Here is a 14908-nt window from a genome sequence, read left to right as displayed (position 1 = left end):
GGCAAGCCCGCTCCCACAAGGACTGCGCGGTCCCTGTGGGAGCGGGCTTGCCCGCGAAGGGCCGCAAAGCGGCCCCAAAATGCCAGATCAGTCAGCCAGACGCCAGGTAGTCGCGCCCTTGCTGTCCTCCAGCACCACGCCCATGGCCGTGATCTGGTCACGAATCCGATCAGACTCCGCCCAGTTCTTGTCAGCACGTGCCTGCAGACGCGCCTGAATCAACGCCTCCACTTGCGCTGCATCGACCTTGCCTTCAGCACCGGCACGCAGGAAGTCATCCGCCTCCAGCTGCAACACCCCCAGCACATCGCCCAGCTCACGCAGACGACCGGCCAGGCCAGCGGCGGCCTGCGGATCGCTGTCGCGCAGGCGGTTGATTTCGCGCACCAGGTCGAACAGCACCGCACAGGCTTCCGGCGTGCCGAAGTCGTCGTTCATCGCCACGCTGAAGCGCTCGACGAACTCTTCACCACCAGCCGCAGCCACCCGCGGCAAGCCGCGTAGCGCGTGGTAGAAGCGCTCCAGCGCGCCCTTGGCATCGCGCAGGCTGTCTTCGGAGTAGTTGATCGCACTGCGGTAGTGGCTGGCCACCAGCAGGTAGCGCACCACTTCCGGGTGGTACTTTTCGAGCACGTCGCGGATGGTGAAGAAGTTGTTCAACGACTTGGACATCTTCTCGCCGTTGATACGGATCATGCCGCAGTGCATCCAGGTGTTGGCGTACTGCTTGCCGGTGGCCGCTTCGCTCTGGGCGATCTCGTTCTCGTGGTGCGGGAACTCCAGGTCGCTGCCGCCACCGTGGATGTCGAAGCTCTCGCCCAGGCAGCAGGTGGACATCACCGAGCACTCGATGTGCCAGCCCGGACGACCCGGGCCCCATGGCGACTCCCAGCTCGGCTCGCCGGGCTTGACGCCCTTCCACAGGACGAAGTCGAGCGGGTCTTGCTTGGCCTCGTCGACTTCGATGCGCGCGCCGATGCGCAGGTCTTCGATCTTCTTGCGCGACAGCTTGCCGTAACCGACGAACTTGCCGACCCGGTAGTACACGTCGCCGTTACCCGGCGCGTAGGCATAGCCCTTGTCGATCAGGGTCTGGATCATGGCGTGCATGCCGGCGATGTGATCGGTGGCACGCGGCTCTTGATCGGGCGGCAAGATGTTCAGGCGGCGCTCATCTTCGTGCATCGCGTCGATCATGCGGGCGGTCAGCGCATCGAACGTCTCGCCGTTCTCGTTGGCGCGGTTGATGATCTTGTCGTCGATGTCGGTGATGTTGCGCACGTAGGTCAGGTCGTAGCCGCTTTTACGCAGCCAACGGGTGACCAGGTCGAACGCGACCATGCTGCGGCCGTGGCCCAGGTGGCAGTAGTCGTAGACGGTCATGCCGCAGACGTACATGCGCACCTTGTTGCCATCGAGCGGCTTGAAGGCTTCCTTGGTCTTGCTCAGCGTGTTGTAGATGTTAAGCACGGCGATTCCTTAGCTACCCCAGGAGTCACGCAGGGTGACGGTGCGGTTGAACACCGGGCGGCCCGGCTGGGTGTCTTTCAGGTCGGCGCAGAAGTAGCCTTCGCGCTCGAACTGGAAACGGTCTTCAGGCTGGGCGTTGCCCAGGGAAGGTTCCGCACGACAACCGGTCAGCACCTGCAGCGAGTCTGGATTGATGTTGTCCAGGAAGCTGCCGCCCTCCTCGGTCTTCTCTGGGTTGGCCGAGCGGAACAGGCGATCGTACAGGCGTACTTCGCATTCGACGCTGGTGGCGGCCGGTACCCAGTGGATCACACCCTTGACCTTGCGTCCCTCGGGGTTCTTGCCCAGGGTGTCGGGGTCGTACGAGCAGCGCAGTTCGACGATGTTGCCAGCGGCGTCCTTGATCGCCTCGTCGGCGCGAATCACGTAGCTGCCGCGCAGGCGCACTTCACCGTTTGGCTCAAGACGCTTATAGCCTTTTGGCGGCTCTTCCATGAAGTCGTCACGGTCGATGTACAACTCACGGGCGAACGGCAGTACGCGCACGCCCATGTCTTCTTTGGGGTGACGTGGCAGCTCGAGGTTTTCCACCTGGCCTTCTGGATAGTTGCTGATCACCACCTTCAGCGGACGCAGCACGCACATGGCGCGCGGCGCATTGCGGTCGAGGTCGTCACGGATGCTGAATTCGAGCATGTTCATGTCGACCACGCCGTCGGAGCGGTTGGTACCGATCATTTCGCAGAAGTTGCGGATCGATGCCGGGGTGTAGCCGCGACGGCGGAAACCCGACAAGGTTGACATGCGCGGGTCGTCCCAGCCATGCACGTGCTGCTCGTCGACCAGCTGCTTGAGCTTGCGCTTGGAAGTAATGGTGTAGTTCAGGTTCAACCGGCTGAATTCGTACTGGCGCGGATGGGCCGGCACCGGCAGGTGGTCCAGGAACCAGTCGTACAGCGGACGATGACCTTCGAACTCCAGGGTGCAGATCGAGTGGGTGATGCCCTCGATCGCGTCCGACTGGCCGTGGGTGAAGTCGTAGTTGGGGTAGATGCACCACTTGTCACCGGTCTGGTGGTGGTGGGCATGACGGATGCGGTAGAGGATCGGGTCGCGCAGGTTCATGTTCGGCGAGGCCATGTCGATCTTGGCCCGCAGCACCCGCTCGCCGTCCTTGAACTCGCCGGCCTTCATGCGCGCGAACAGGTCGAGGTTTTCCTCGACGCTACGCTCGCGGAACGGGCTGCTCTTGCCAGGCTCGGTCAGGTTGCCCCGGTACTCCTTGGCCTGCTCAGGCGTCAGGTCGCAGACATAGGCGTTACCCGCCTTGATCAGCGCTACGGCCCAGTCGTGCAATTGGTCGAAATACTGCGAGGCGTAACGCACCGGACCTGCCCACTCGAAGCCCAGCCACTTGACATCATCCTGGATGGCGTCGATGTATTCCTGGTCTTCCTTGGCCGGGTTGGTGTCGTCGAAACGCAGGTGGCAGACGCCGCCGAACTCTTTGGCCAGGCCAAAGTTGACGCAAATCGACTTGGCATGGCCGATGTGCAGGTAGCCGTTAGGCTCCGGCGGGAAGCGGGTGACGATTTGCGTGTGCTTGCCCGAGTCCAGGTCGGCCTGGACGATCGGCCGCAGGAAGTTCGCAGGGACGGCGGGAGCGCCTTTGGCAGCGGCGTTGGGCGCGTTGTCGGCAGTGGGCTTGCTCATAGGATCCTTGAATGCACGTATTCGGCCTGGGTAGGCCTATTGAATCAAAGGGCCTATCATAGCCGAAGCAGTCAAGCTGCTGACAGCCGGACACCGACAAAGTGGCACGATTTATCGCAGTGTTTATCGCGACGGTGTAGCGTAATCCGGCAAAATGGCCGCCGCGCACTTGTGTCGCGCTCGCCCGATCCTGCGTCAGGTGACAATATGCGCACCTGTGCACCCATTTCAAAAATGCCTTGATAGAGCGAATTTCAGCATGTCCAAAGTCAAATTGAGCACCAACCACGGCGACATCGTCCTGCAACTGGATGCCGAAAAGGCCCCGCTGACCGTTGCCAACTTCCTGGAATACGTCAAAGCAGGCCACTACAGCAACACCGTGTTCCACCGTGTGATCAAGGGCTTCATGATCCAGGGCGGCGGTTTCGAACCAGGCATGAACGAAAAACGCGACAAGAAGCCAAGCATCCAGAACGAGGCCGACAACGGCCTGAAGAACGACAAGTACACCATCGCCATGGCCCGTACCATGGAGCCGCATTCGGCCTCCGCGCAGTTCTTCATCAATGCCTCGAACAACGACTTCCTCAACCACAGCGGCAAGAACGTGCAGGGCTGGGGCTACGCCGTGTTCGGTAAAGTGACCGAAGGCCAGGACGTGGTCGACAAGATCGAAGGCGTTGCCACCGGTTCCAAGGCCGGCCACCAGGACGTGCCGAAAGACGACGTGATCATCGAGAAAGCCGAGATCATTGAGTGATTCTGCTGATCTCTGATCTGCACCTGCAAGAAGAACGCCCGGACATTTCCCGGGCGTTTGTTGATCTGCTCGAAGGCCGTGCGCGTCACGCCAAGGCGCTGTACATCCTGGGCGACTTCTTTGAAGCCTGGATCGGCGATGACGCCATGAGCCCTTTCCAGCAGTCGATCTGCCAGGCATTGCGCCAGCTCAGCGACGCAGGAACGGCGATCTACCTGATGCACGGCAACCGCGACTTTCTGCTTGGCCAGGACTTCTGCAAGGCTGCTGGCGCCACGCTGCTGGACGACCCTTGCGTGGTCGAGCTGGGGGGTGAGCCCGTACTGCTGATGCACGGCGATACCTTGTGCACCCGCGACCTGGGCTACATGAAGCTGCGCCGCTACCTGCGCAACCCGCTGAGCCTGTGGATCCTGCGGCACCTGCCGCTGTCCACCCGGCAAAAGCTGGCGCGCAAGCTGCGTAGCGAAAGCCAGTCGCAAACGCGCATGAAAAACACCGAGATCGTCGACGTCACCCCTGAGCAAGTGCCCCTGGTGATGGCTGCGCACGGCGTGCGTACGCTGGTGCATGGGCATACCCACCGGCCGGCGATTCACAAGCTGGTGGTCGATGGTCAGCCAGCACGGCGTATCGTGCTCGGCGACTGGGACCGCCGCGGCTGGGCGTTGCAGGTCGATGAACAGGGCTTCCAGCTGGCCCCGTTCGACTTCAACTGATCTGCTTGTCGCTGCTCAGCCCTGGCTTGATTGGCGGCCTGCCCGCGAACAGACCAGGGCTGATGCAACGCAAATGGATGCAAACCATACATTGCTGCCCTGCAACTGCACGCGAACAAATCCTTTCTATACTGCACCTGGCGTCCTCGCAGTGCCGACCGCCCATTCAATGCAATACCTCCCATAACAACAAGCGAGGTGGCAGATGGTTTGGCAGCAGATCTACGATCCGTTCGGGAGCCCCTGGCTCTCCACCCTCATGGCCGCAGTCCCCGTCGTAGTGATGCTGGCGGCACTGGCATTCTTCCACATCAAAGCGCATATCGCCGCCCTGCTCGCCCTGGCGTCGGCCTTGCTGATCTCCATCCTGGCGTTCGACATGCCCGCCAACATGGCAGGCTCTGCGGCGTTGTACGGCGCGGCCAACGGCCTGCTGCCGATTGGCTGGATCGTGCTCAACATCATCTTCCTGCACCGCCTGACCACCGAAAACGGCTCGTTCAAAGTGCTGCAGGACTCGCTTGCACGCATCACTGACGACCGCCGCCTGCAGTTGTTGCTGATCGCGTTCTGCTTCGGCGCCTTCTTCGAAGGTGCGGCGGGCTTTGGCACGCCGGTAGCGGTGACCGGGGCGATTCTGATCGGCCTGGGCTTTTCGCCCCTGGCCGCCTCGGGCCTGGCGCTGATCGCCAACACCGCGCCCGTCGCCTTCGGCGCTCTGGGCACGCCGATCATCACCCTGGCCAAGGTCACCGGCCTGGATGAGATGGAGCTGTCGATGATGGTCGGTCGACAGCTGCCGTTCTTCTCGGTGATCGTGCCGTTCTGGTTGATCTGGGCGTTTGCCGGCTGGCGCAAGACGATCGAGATATGGCCGGCGATTCTGGTGGCCGGGGTCAGCTTCGCCATTCCGCAGTTTCTGGTGTCGAACTACCACGGGCCAATGCTGGTGGATGTGATCGCCGCACTGATCTCCATGGCCTGCCTGACCGGTTTTTTGCGGGTGTGGAAACCGGCCACGGTGCACACCTCTGCGGCACTCACCGGGCGGGTGGACAATTCCAAGGTCGAAGCCGACCCCAAGGCGCCCGCTGGCGATACCCTGGCCTTCAGCCAATCGGACCGGCGCACGGTGCTGCGGGCGTGGATGCCTTGGATCATCCTCACGGTATTCGTCTTCGCCTGGGGCACGGCCAGCTTCAAGAACCTGTTCGATACCCGCCCCGCGCTGGACCCTGCCACAGGCGTAGTGATGATGGACGCGCAGGGCAAGCCGCTGCGTGAAGCCAACCCGATCTTCGCCCCGAGCATCACGTTCGGGGCCATCCACCAGCAGATCGAAAAAGTCCCGCCTGTTGTGCCCACGCCGAAAAAAGAGGACGCGGTGTACAAGTTCACCTGGTTGACCTCGACCGGTAGCGGGATCTTGCTGGCGGCGATTGTCGGCGGCCTGCTGATGGGCTACTCGCCGCTAGCCCTGGCCAAGCAGTACCTGCGCACGATCTGGGTGGTGCGTTATTCGCTGATCACCATCGTCGCGATGCTCGCCCTGGGGTTTCTCACGCGCTACTCAGGGCTGGATGCGACCATGGGCCTGGCGTTTGCCGCCACCGGCATTTTCTACCCGATGTTCGGCACCCTGCTGGGCTGGCTGGGGGTCGCCCTGACCGGCTCGGACACCGCCTCCAACGTGCTGTTCGGCGGGCTGCAGCGGGTGACCGCCGAGCAACTTGGCCTGAGCCCGGTACTGATGGCTGCGGCCAACAGCTCGGGTGGGGTGATGGGCAAGATGGTCGATGCGCAATCGATCGTGGTCGCCTCCACCGCGACCCGCTGGTATGGGCATGAAGGCGAGATCCTGCGCTATGTGTTCTTCCACTCGGTGATCCTGGCGATTTTGGTCGGCGGGCTGGTGACCTTGCAGGCGTACGTGGCGCCGTTCACGGCGATGGTGGTCGGCGGCGGCTGAAAGTCTGGGTAAAATGCCGATTTATCCGTAGAGGATCCTGCAATGGACCTGCAGTTTCTGGGCACCTCCTCCGGGGTGCCCACCAAGGCCCGCAATGTCAGCGCCACGGCCGTGATCGAGGCATCCGGCAAAGGCTGGTACCTGGTCGATTGCGGCGAAGGCACGCAACACCAACTGCTGCACACCCCGCTGTCGATGCGCGACTTGCGCGCCATTTTCATCACCCATGTGCATGGCGATCACTGCTATGGCTTGCCCGGTTTGCTGGCCAGTGCCGGCATGTCTGGGCGCAGCGAACCACTGCCGATGATCCTGCCGCTGGCCTTGCACGACTGGCTACGCCAAAGCCTGGCCGTGAGCCAGACCTACCTGCCCTTCGAGCTGCACCTACAGGCCGTGGAAACCCTCCAGCACTGGAGCAGCGCCCAGGTGCAGGTGAGCACCGTCGAGCTGTCGCACCGGGTGCCCAGTTATGGCTTCGTGTTTAGCGAAATCAATCCCGAGCCGCGCCTGGATACCGACAAGCTGTTGGCCGATGGCGTTGCCCGTGGGCCGCTGTGGGGTGAGTTGGCCCAGGGCCGCTCGGTCGAGCACGCCGGCCAACAGCTCGCTGCGCAGGATTACCTGAAGCCCTCGCGCCCGCCACGACGCATCATCGTCTGTGGCGACAACGATTCGCCGCAGCTGTTGGCCGAGGTCGCCAAAGGTGCCGATGTGCTGGTGCATGAAGCGACCTTCACCCAGCCCATCCTGGCACGTGCACAGTCGAACTTTGGCCATAGCACTGCCGCCGCTGTCGCACAGTTCGCGCACGCTGCGGGGGTGCCGAACCTGGTGCTGACCCACTTCAGTGCCCGCTACCAGGACAATCCACAGCGCAGCCCCTCGATCGATGATGTGCGTGCCGAGGCGTTGGCCCATTACAGCGGGCAGCTGATCCTGGCGCGGGATCTACAGCGTTACCACCTGGACCGGGAAGGCCGACTGCAGCCGATAGCCAGCCTTTGAGGGGCCTCGCTAACAGCCACGACCACCAAGGGCCGCTACGCGGCCCCTGATCTGCTTACTCATTCACACTTAAGGCGCGCGCCGCTCTTTCGCTGCGGCCACGCGTCGCCAGGCAGTAATACAGCGGGCACGTCACCAACAAGCCAAATAACCAGGACAGGTCCGCCCCTTCCACCAGGTTCGAATACGGCCCGACATACAGCGCGGTATTGGCAAACGGCAACTGCACCAGGATCCCGCAGGCGTAGGCAATGATCGCGTGCGGGTTGAACCGGCCATAGATCCCACCATCGGCGCGGAAGATCGAGGCGATGTCATACACGCCCTTCTTGATCAGGTAGAAGTCGATCAGGTTGATCGAAGCCCACGGCACCAGCACCAGCAGCAACGCCAGGATCAGGCCGATGAACTGGCCGATGAAATCCGCCGACGCGTTCAACGCGACCAGGCCACAACCGAGCAGAATCACCGCAGCGAGGATCACTCGCAGCTTGATGCTCGGCGTCCACTGGGCCACGAAGGTCTGGATCGCGGTGACGATCGACAGCACCGCGCCATACAGGTTGAGGGCGTTGTGGCTGATGATGTTGAGCAGGAACAGCACCATCAGAATCGGCCCCAGCCAGCCTGTGGCCTGCTCGACCGCAGCCATGGCGTCGGTGCCTTCCGGCACGCACAGCACGGCAATGGCACCAAAGCTGAAGCACAGGATGGTGCCCAGGGTGGCCCCCAGGTAAGTGGCCCAGAACGGCTTGGCGATCCCGATTTCACGCGGCAGGTAGCGCGAATAGTCGGAGGTGTAAGGCGAGAAGCTGATCTGCCAGATGGTGCCCAGCGACACCGTGGCGATAAAGCCCGACAGATTGAAGCTGCCCCGGCTGAAGAAGTCTGCCGGCAGGTCCTGGACGAACATCATGATGAAGCCAGCCAACAGCGCCGAGCCCATCACCCAGGTGCCGATGCGGTTGAGGGTATGAATGAAGCGATAGCCAATCACCCCAATCGCCGTAGCGCTCAAGGCGCCGATGACGATGGCCGTCGGCATCGGTACGCTGGGGGCAATGCCATGGATCGACTTGCCAGCCAGGACAATGTTGGAAATGAAGAAGCCGATGTAGATCAGCGCGGTGAAGAACACGATCAGCAACGCGCCATAACGGCCGAACTGGCCACGGCTCTGGACCATCTGCGGAATGCCCAGCTGCGGCCCCTGCGCAGAAGCCAGGGCGATGACCACCCCGCCCAGCATGTGGCCAAGCACAATGGCAATCAGCCCCCACAGCAGGTTCAAGTGGAACACCTGGACCACCATGGCACCGGTGACGATAGGCAGGGGTGCAATGTTGGTGCTGAACCAGAGGGTGAACAGGTCGCGCGCCTTCCCATGGCGCTCGGCAGGTGGGACGTAATCGACCGTGTGATTCTCGACAAACTGGTGTTGCGACGACGGTTGGGACATAGGATTTCAGCTCGAAAGGGTCGTTTTTTATCGTTGTAGGAAACCGCTCTGGGCGGCCTCTCAGCTGCGGACCATATTATGGTATTCCAAACTTTTGACAACACTGCTCCGCTCGAAAATAACCTAACTGATCCGGTTCAGCAGCCCACCGGCTGAGCGTGATTCTTGAGCTAAGCCACGTTTTACGCGGCCTTGCGCCGCTTATCGTGATTTTCACCAGGCGGAAAATTCCGCTTGCAAATCGAGTATTACGGTATACCATCAGACACATCAACGATAAAAAGCGGACCACCGCTGCTCCTGCGAAGAGGATCACTTCATGATCGACGCAACCGTCTACAAGAACGTTTTGGGTTCCTTCCCTTCCGGCGTCACTGTCATCACCACCCTGGACGACGACGGCCAGATCGTCGGCCTGACCGCCAGCGCCTTTTCCTCGCTGTCGATGGACCCGCCACTGGTGCTGTTCTGCCCCAACTACAGCTCCGACTCCTACCCGGTACTGATGCAGAAAAAGCGCTTTGCCATTCACCTGCTTTCCGGTGAACAGCAGGCCGAAGCCTATGCCTTCGCCAAAAAAGGCAAGGATAAGGCCGCCGGTATCGAGTGGACCTTGAGCGAGCTGGGCAACCCGCTGCTGGCCAATGCCACCGCCATCATCGAGTGCGAGCTGTGGCGTGAATATGAAGGTGGCGACCACGCCATCATGGTTGGCAAGGTGCAGAACCTGATCGTCCCCGAGCAAGCGCCACTGCCGATGATCTACTGCCGCGGCAAGATGGCCAGCCTGCCCGCCTTCGCCTGAGCGCACCTATCCTGTCGATGGGTGCCGGGCGCGCCTGTCGTGGTTTCTGGCGCCTGCCCTGGCAGGCGCGACATTCAAGCTTCGAGGAAAGCCCCATGAAATTTTCGTTGTTCGTGCACATGGAACGTTGGGATGAACAGGTCAGCCACCGCCAGCTGTTCGAAGACCTCACCGAACTGACCTTGATGGCCGAGGACGGCGGTTTCAGCACCGTGTGGATCGGCGAACACCACGCCATGGAATACACCATCTCGCCCAGCCCGATGCCATTGCTGGCGTACCTGGCGGCGCGCACCGAAAACATCCGCCTGGGCGCCGGCACCATCATCGCGCCGTTCTGGAACCCGATCCGGGTGGCCGGTGAATGCGCCCTGCTCGATGTGATCAGTAACGGTCGGATGGAAGTCGGCCTGGCCCGTGGCGCCTACCAGTTCGAGTTCGACCGCATGGCCAACGGCATGCCGGCTACCGACGGCGGCAAGGCCCTTCGCGAGATGGTCCCGGCGGTGCGCGAACTGTGGAAAGGTGACTATGCCTTTGAAGGTGAGGTGTACAAGTTCCCCACCTCCACCAGCGTGCCCAAGCCGGTACAGAAAGGCATGCCGCCGATGTGGATCGCCGCACGCGATCCGGATTCGCACAACTTTGCCGTGAAAAACGGCTGCAACGTCATGGTCACCCCGCTGATGAAGGGTGACGAAGAAGTGCTGGACCTGAAGAACAAGTTCCAGGCCGCGCTGGACAACAACCCGGACGTGCCGCGCCCGCAATTGATGGTGCTGCGCCACACCCACGTGCACAGCCCGGCGGAGCCAGACGGTTGGAAGATCGGCGCCCAAGCCATCTCGCGCTTCTACCGCACCTTCGATGCCTGGTTTGGCAACAAGACCACCCCGGTCAATGGCTTCCTGGAGCCGAGCCCTGAGTCGAAATTCGCCGAAGTGCCCGCGTTCGAGCTGGAAAACATTCGCAAGAACACCATGATCGGCACGCCTGAAGAAATCATCGCGCGGATCAAGTACTACCAGGAACTGGGCGTCGACGAGTTCAGCTTCTGGTGTGACAACAGCCTGCCGCATGCCGAGAAGAAGAAGTCGCTGGAACTGTTCATCAAGGAAGTGGTGCCGGCGTTCAACTGAATTCCCATTGCCTGATTGATTGCGGGAAGCGCCCGCTCCGGCTGCTGCAGGAGCGGGCATTTTTTTGCTTGCTTGGCACTGCAAGGTGGCAGCGGCGGTGGCCTTTTCGCGGGCAAGCCCGGTCCTACAGGTCCCGCGCGCTATCCCTGTGGGAGGGGCTTGCCCGCGAAAAGGCGCGAGCTGACAAAGCACCTTTCATCCTCTGGGCAGAGAAATTTCCGCCCGCCTCTTGCACAACAAATATTATGGTATACCATCAGACAACAAGACCTGATAACCCTCCACAGGAGCTGCCCATGAGTTTCGAAATTCGCAAGATCGTCACCTACTCCGAAGAGACCCGCATCGAAGGCGGCAAGGCCACCGACAAACCGGTGACCATGGTCGGCCTGGCCGTGGTGATCAAGAACCCGTGGGCTGGCCGCGGGTTCGTTGAAGATCTGAAGCCGGAAATCCGCGCCAACTGCTCCGAGCTGGGTGCCCTGATGGTCGAGCGCCTGACCGCTGCCATCGGCGGTGCCGACAAGATCGAGGCCTACGGCAAGGCGGCGGTGGTCGGCGCCGACGGCGAAATCGAACACGCCTCGGCGGTGATCCACACCCTGCGCTTTGGCAACCACTACCGCGAAGCGGTCCAGGCCAAGAGCTACCTGAGCTTCACCAACAAGCGCGGCGGCCCTGGCACCTCGATCCAGATCCCGATGATGCAAAAGGATGACGAAGGCCTGCGCTCGCACTACATCACCCTGGAAATGCAGATCGAAGACGCACCGCGCGCCGACGAAATCGTCGTGGTCCTGGGCGCCGCTGACGGCGGCCGCCTGCACCCGCGCATCGGCAACCGCTATATCGACCTGGAAGAACTGGCCGCCGAGAAGGCCAACGCTCAATAACAACAACCAGAAGCGCTGGGGCATTGCCTGCAAGCCCCGGCCTTCAAGGAGCGCCCCACCATGATTCAGCCTGTTGCTGAACGTACACCGGCCGGGACCAGTTACCTGAGCCAAGGCCAGGGCCAGCCTGTGGTGCTGATCCACGGCGTGGGCCTGAACAAGGAAATGTGGGGTGGGCAGTTCGTCGGCCTGGCCAACGATTACCGAGTCATCGCCTACGACATGCTCGGCCACGGCCAGAGCCACCTGCCTGCCGCCGACACACCGCTGGAAGGCTACGCCGCGCAATTGGCCGAATTGCTCGATCATTTGCAGATTGCTCAAGCCACCGTGATCGGTTTTTCCATGGGTGGCCTGGTCGCCCGTGCCTTTGCCCTGAACTACCCGCAGCGATTGTCCGCACTGGTAGTGCTCAACAGCGTGTTCAACCGCACCCCAGAGCAGAGCGCCGGGGTTATCGCCCGCGCCGCCCAGGCGGCTGAACAAGGGCCGGACGCCAACGTCGATGCCGCCCTGGACCGCTGGTTCAGCCGCGAATACAAGGCCGCCAACCCGGCCCAGGTCGCGGCGATTCGCCAGGTCCTGGCCAGCAACGACCCCCAGGGTTACCACACCACTTACTCGCTGTTCGCCACCCAGGACATGTATCGCGCAGACGATTTGTCCACGATCCAGGTGCCGACCCTGATCGCTACCGGCGAGCTCGACCAAGGTTCGACCCCGGCCATGACCCGCCAGCTCGCCGCGCGCATTCCCGGTGCGCACAGCGTGGTCCTCGCCGAACAACGGCATATGATGCCGGTAGAAGCGCCGCGCGAAGTCAACAAGATGCTGCTGGACTTCCTCAGGCAAGCCCGCACCCTCACCGAATCCGCCAAGGGGATTGTTGCATGACCCTCGTTCGTTTCCAGATGTGCATCGACGGCCAATGGCGCGATGCCCAGAGCGGCAAGACCTTCGACAGCCTCGACCCGGCGACCGCCCAGGCCTGGGCGCAACTGCCCGATGCCGATGAAGGCGACGTCGAACTGGCCGTACAAGCGGCCCAACGCGCCTTCGACAGCCAAGCCTGGCGTGGCCTTAGCGCCACGGCACGGGGCAAGCTGCTGCGCCGCCTGGGTGACTTGATTGCCGAAAACAAGGAGCACCTGGCCCAGCTGGAAAGCCGCGATAACGGCAAGCTGATCCGCGAAACCCGCGGCCAGGTCGGTTATCTGCCAGAGTTCTTCCACTACACCGCAGGCCTGGCCGACAAGCTCGAAGGCGGCACCCTGCCGCTGGATAAACCCGACCTGTTCGCCTACACCGTGCACGAGCCAATGGGCGTGGTTGCCGGAATCATTCCCTGGAACAGCCCGCTGTACCTGACCGCGATCAAGCTGGCCCCGGCCCTGGCAGCGGGTAACACCATCGTCCTCAAGCCGTCCGAGCACGCCTCGGCGACCATCCTCGAGCTGGCCCGCCTGGCACTGGAAGCCGGCTTCCCGCCGGGTGTGGTCAACGTGGTGACCGGTTACGGCCCAAGCACCGGCGCTGCCCTCACCCGCCACCCGCTGATCCGCAAGATCGCCTTCACGGGCGGCGCCGCCACCGCCCGTCACGTGGTGCGCAGCAGCGCCGAGAACTTCGCCAAGCTGTCGCTGGAGCTGGGCGGCAAGTCGCCGAACATCATCTTTGCCGACGCGGACCTGGACAGCGCCATCAATGGCGCCGTAGCCGGCATCTATGCCGCCTCCGGGCAAAGCTGCGTGGCCGGCTCGCGGTTGCTGGTGCAAGACGAGATCTTCGATGAATTCGTCGAGCGGCTGATCGAACGCGCGCAGCGCATCCGCATCGGCAACCCGCAGGATGAGCTCAGCGAAATGGGCCCGATGGCCACCGCCCAGCAACTGGCCGTGGTCGAAGGCCTAGTCGCGGCGGCCAACGCCGAGGGCGCCAAGCTGCGCATGGGCGGCAAGCGTGCCGAGGTCGAAGGTGAAGGCTGGTTCTATGAGCCCACCCTGTTCGAGTGCGACAGCAACTCGATGAAGATCATGCAGGAAGAGGTGTTCGGCCCGGTCGCGGCGGTGATTCGCTTCACGACTGAGCAAGAGGCCTTGGCGATTGCCAACGACTCGCAGTTTGGCCTGGCCGCTGGCATCTGGACTCGTGACCTGGGCCGCGCTCATCGCCTGGCCCGCGATGTACGTTCAGGGATCATCTGGGTCAACACCTACCGCGCAGTCTCGGCCATGGCGCCGATTGGCGGCTTCAAGAACAGCGGCTATGGCCGCGAGAGCGGCATCGATTCGGTGCTCGCCTACACCGAGCTGAAGACTGTGTGGATCAACCTGTCCACCGCGCCGATGCCCGATCCTTTCGTGATGCGCTAAGAGGGCCTGCCAAGATGATCGAACCTGGCATCTACAAAGACGTGATGGGCTCCTTCCCCTCCGGCGTCACCGTGGTTACCACCCTGGACGCCGACGGCGGCATCGTCGGCATCACCGCCAGCGCCTTCAGCGCGCTGTCGATCGAGCCGGCGCTGGTGCTGTTCTGCCCCAACTACGCCTCGGACACCTACCCGATCCTGCGCGACAGCAAGCAGTTCGCCATCCACTTGCTGTCTGCCGAACAGACAGCCGAGGCCTATGCCTTTGCCGGCAAAGGCAAGGACAAGGCCAAAGGCGTTCAATGGCACCTGAGCGAGCTGGGCAATCCGCTGCTGAGCAAGGCTACGGCGATCATCGAGTGCGAGCTGTGGCGCGAGTACGACGGCGGTGATCACGCGATCATCGTCGGCGCGGTGAAGAACCTGGTGCTGCCGGCCGAGCCGGTGACGCCGATGGTCTACCACAAGGGCAAGCTGGGCGCCCTGCCCCCACTTGGCTGATAGCCCTTTGAGTCGGCGGTGGCTTTTTCGCGGGCAAGCCCGCTCCCACAGGGATCGCACAGGTCCCAAGTTCTGTGAAGTACCTGTGGGAGGGATCA

At 62.4% G+C, this 14908-nt stretch carries 13 protein-coding genes; 10 read left to right on the top strand and 3 right to left on the bottom strand.

The window, feature by feature from the left end; genetic code table 11:
- Nucleotides 1-87: 87 nt before the first annotated feature.
- Complete coding sequence (cysS, locus tag OIU19_RS04635) at nucleotides 88-1470, bottom strand: cysteine--tRNA ligase (RefSeq protein ID WP_264233715.1); 1383 nt, start codon at nucleotides 1468-1470, stop codon at nucleotides 88-90.
- 9 nt (nucleotides 1471-1479) lie between these two features.
- A complete protein-coding gene (locus OIU19_RS04630) occupies nucleotides 1480-3183 on the bottom strand; it encodes a glutamine--tRNA ligase/YqeY domain fusion protein (RefSeq protein WP_264233714.1) in 1704 nt (567 codons plus the stop codon).
- Between the two features lie 259 nt (nucleotides 3184-3442).
- On the opposite strand from OIU19_RS04630, the gene OIU19_RS04625 reads away from it, so the two are divergent.
- From OIU19_RS04625 to OIU19_RS04610, 4 genes are all read left to right on the top strand, one after another.
- Nucleotides 3443-3946, top strand: a complete 504-nt coding sequence (locus tag OIU19_RS04625; RefSeq protein WP_186555262.1) for a peptidylprolyl isomerase — start codon at nucleotides 3443-3445, stop codon at nucleotides 3944-3946.
- Entirely contained in the window at nucleotides 3943-4665 is a 723-nt protein-coding gene (locus OIU19_RS04620) for a UDP-2,3-diacylglucosamine diphosphatase (RefSeq protein WP_186555261.1), read from the top strand. The genes OIU19_RS04625 and OIU19_RS04620 overlap by 4 nt, the downstream gene beginning before the upstream one ends.
- A 205-nt stretch (nucleotides 4666-4870) precedes the next feature.
- Nucleotides 4871-6634 carry an L-lactate permease gene (locus OIU19_RS04615; RefSeq protein ID WP_264233712.1) on the top strand — a complete coding sequence of 588 codons (1764 nt, stop codon included), beginning with the start codon at nucleotides 4871-4873 and terminating at the stop codon, nucleotides 6632-6634.
- Between the two features lie 42 nt (nucleotides 6635-6676).
- Complete coding sequence (locus tag OIU19_RS04610) at nucleotides 6677-7642, top strand: ribonuclease Z (RefSeq protein ID WP_264233711.1); 966 nt, start codon at nucleotides 6677-6679, stop codon at nucleotides 7640-7642.
- 55 nt (nucleotides 7643-7697) lie between these two features.
- Here OIU19_RS04610 and OIU19_RS04605 read toward each other — a convergent pair whose 3' ends face one another.
- On the bottom strand, nucleotides 7698-9101 hold the full coding sequence (locus OIU19_RS04605; protein ID WP_264233710.1) for a cytosine permease: 1404 nt from the start codon (nucleotides 9099-9101) through the stop codon (nucleotides 7698-7700).
- Between the two features lie 319 nt (nucleotides 9102-9420).
- On the opposite strand from OIU19_RS04605, the gene OIU19_RS04600 reads away from it, so the two are divergent.
- From OIU19_RS04600 to OIU19_RS04575, 6 genes are all read left to right on the top strand, one after another.
- Nucleotides 9421-9906 (top strand): flavin reductase family protein, encoded by a 486-nt coding sequence (locus tag OIU19_RS04600; RefSeq protein WP_186555257.1) that lies wholly within the window; start codon nucleotides 9421-9423, stop codon nucleotides 9904-9906.
- A 95-nt stretch (nucleotides 9907-10001) separates the two neighbouring features.
- On the top strand, nucleotides 10002-11045 hold the full coding sequence (locus tag OIU19_RS04595) for an LLM class flavin-dependent oxidoreductase (RefSeq protein ID WP_186555256.1): 1044 nt from the start codon (nucleotides 10002-10004) through the stop codon (nucleotides 11043-11045).
- A gap of 296 nt (nucleotides 11046-11341) precedes the next feature.
- Nucleotides 11342-11938 carry an amino acid synthesis family protein gene (locus OIU19_RS04590; protein ID WP_003256068.1) on the top strand — a complete coding sequence of 199 codons (597 nt, stop codon included), beginning with the start codon at nucleotides 11342-11344 and terminating at the stop codon, nucleotides 11936-11938.
- Between the two features lie 60 nt (nucleotides 11939-11998).
- Nucleotides 11999-12832 carry an alpha/beta fold hydrolase gene (locus tag OIU19_RS04585; protein WP_264233700.1) on the top strand — a complete coding sequence of 278 codons (834 nt, stop codon included), beginning with the start codon at nucleotides 11999-12001 and terminating at the stop codon, nucleotides 12830-12832.
- Nucleotides 12829-14310 (top strand): aldehyde dehydrogenase, encoded by a 1482-nt coding sequence (locus tag OIU19_RS04580; RefSeq protein WP_264233699.1) that lies wholly within the window; start codon nucleotides 12829-12831, stop codon nucleotides 14308-14310. The genes OIU19_RS04585 and OIU19_RS04580 overlap by 4 nt, the downstream gene beginning before the upstream one ends.
- A 14-nt stretch (nucleotides 14311-14324) precedes the next feature.
- Entirely contained in the window at nucleotides 14325-14810 is a 486-nt protein-coding gene (locus tag OIU19_RS04575; RefSeq protein WP_186555253.1) for a flavin reductase family protein, read from the top strand.
- The last annotated feature ends 98 nt before the right edge of the window (nucleotides 14811-14908 follow it).

It is taken from the genome of Pseudomonas sp. BT-42-2 (genome assembly GCF_025847435.2).
GTDB classification, from domain to species: Bacteria; Pseudomonadota; Gammaproteobacteria; order Pseudomonadales; family Pseudomonadaceae; genus Aquipseudomonas; species Aquipseudomonas urmiensis.
Note: the sequence above shows the minus strand (reverse complement) of the source record. Positions and strands in the feature narration are given on the sequence as shown.

What these genes read in the sequence shown, in the direction of transcription:
- OIU19_RS04585 (WP_264233700.1), top strand. Translation starts at nt 11,999, where the DNA reads ATGATTCAGCCTGTTGCTGAACGTACACCGGCCGGGACCAGTTACCTG.
- OIU19_RS04575 (WP_186555253.1), top strand. Translation starts at nt 14,325, where the DNA reads ATGATCGAACCTGGCATCTACAAAGACGTGATGGGCTCCTTCCCCTCC.
- OIU19_RS04610 (WP_264233711.1), top strand. Translation starts at nt 6,677, where the DNA reads ATGGACCTGCAGTTTCTGGGCACCTCCTCCGGGGTGCCCACCAAGGCC.
- OIU19_RS04625 (WP_186555262.1), top strand. Translation starts at nt 3,443, where the DNA reads ATGTCCAAAGTCAAATTGAGCACCAACCACGGCGACATCGTCCTGCAA.
- OIU19_RS04580 (WP_264233699.1), top strand. Translation starts at nt 12,829, where the DNA reads ATGACCCTCGTTCGTTTCCAGATGTGCATCGACGGCCAATGGCGCGAT.
- OIU19_RS04605 (WP_264233710.1), bottom strand. Translation starts at nt 9,101, where the DNA reads ATGTCCCAACCGTCGTCGCAACACCAGTTTGTCGAGAATCACACGGTC.
- OIU19_RS04600 (WP_186555257.1), top strand. Translation starts at nt 9,421, where the DNA reads ATGATCGACGCAACCGTCTACAAGAACGTTTTGGGTTCCTTCCCTTCC.
- OIU19_RS04630 (WP_264233714.1), bottom strand. Translation starts at nt 3,183, where the DNA reads ATGAGCAAGCCCACTGCCGACAACGCGCCCAACGCCGCTGCCAAAGGC.
- OIU19_RS04595 (WP_186555256.1), top strand. Translation starts at nt 10,002, where the DNA reads ATGAAATTTTCGTTGTTCGTGCACATGGAACGTTGGGATGAACAGGTC.
- OIU19_RS04590 (WP_003256068.1), top strand. Translation starts at nt 11,342, where the DNA reads ATGAGTTTCGAAATTCGCAAGATCGTCACCTACTCCGAAGAGACCCGC.
- OIU19_RS04615 (WP_264233712.1), top strand. Translation starts at nt 4,871, where the DNA reads ATGGTTTGGCAGCAGATCTACGATCCGTTCGGGAGCCCCTGGCTCTCC.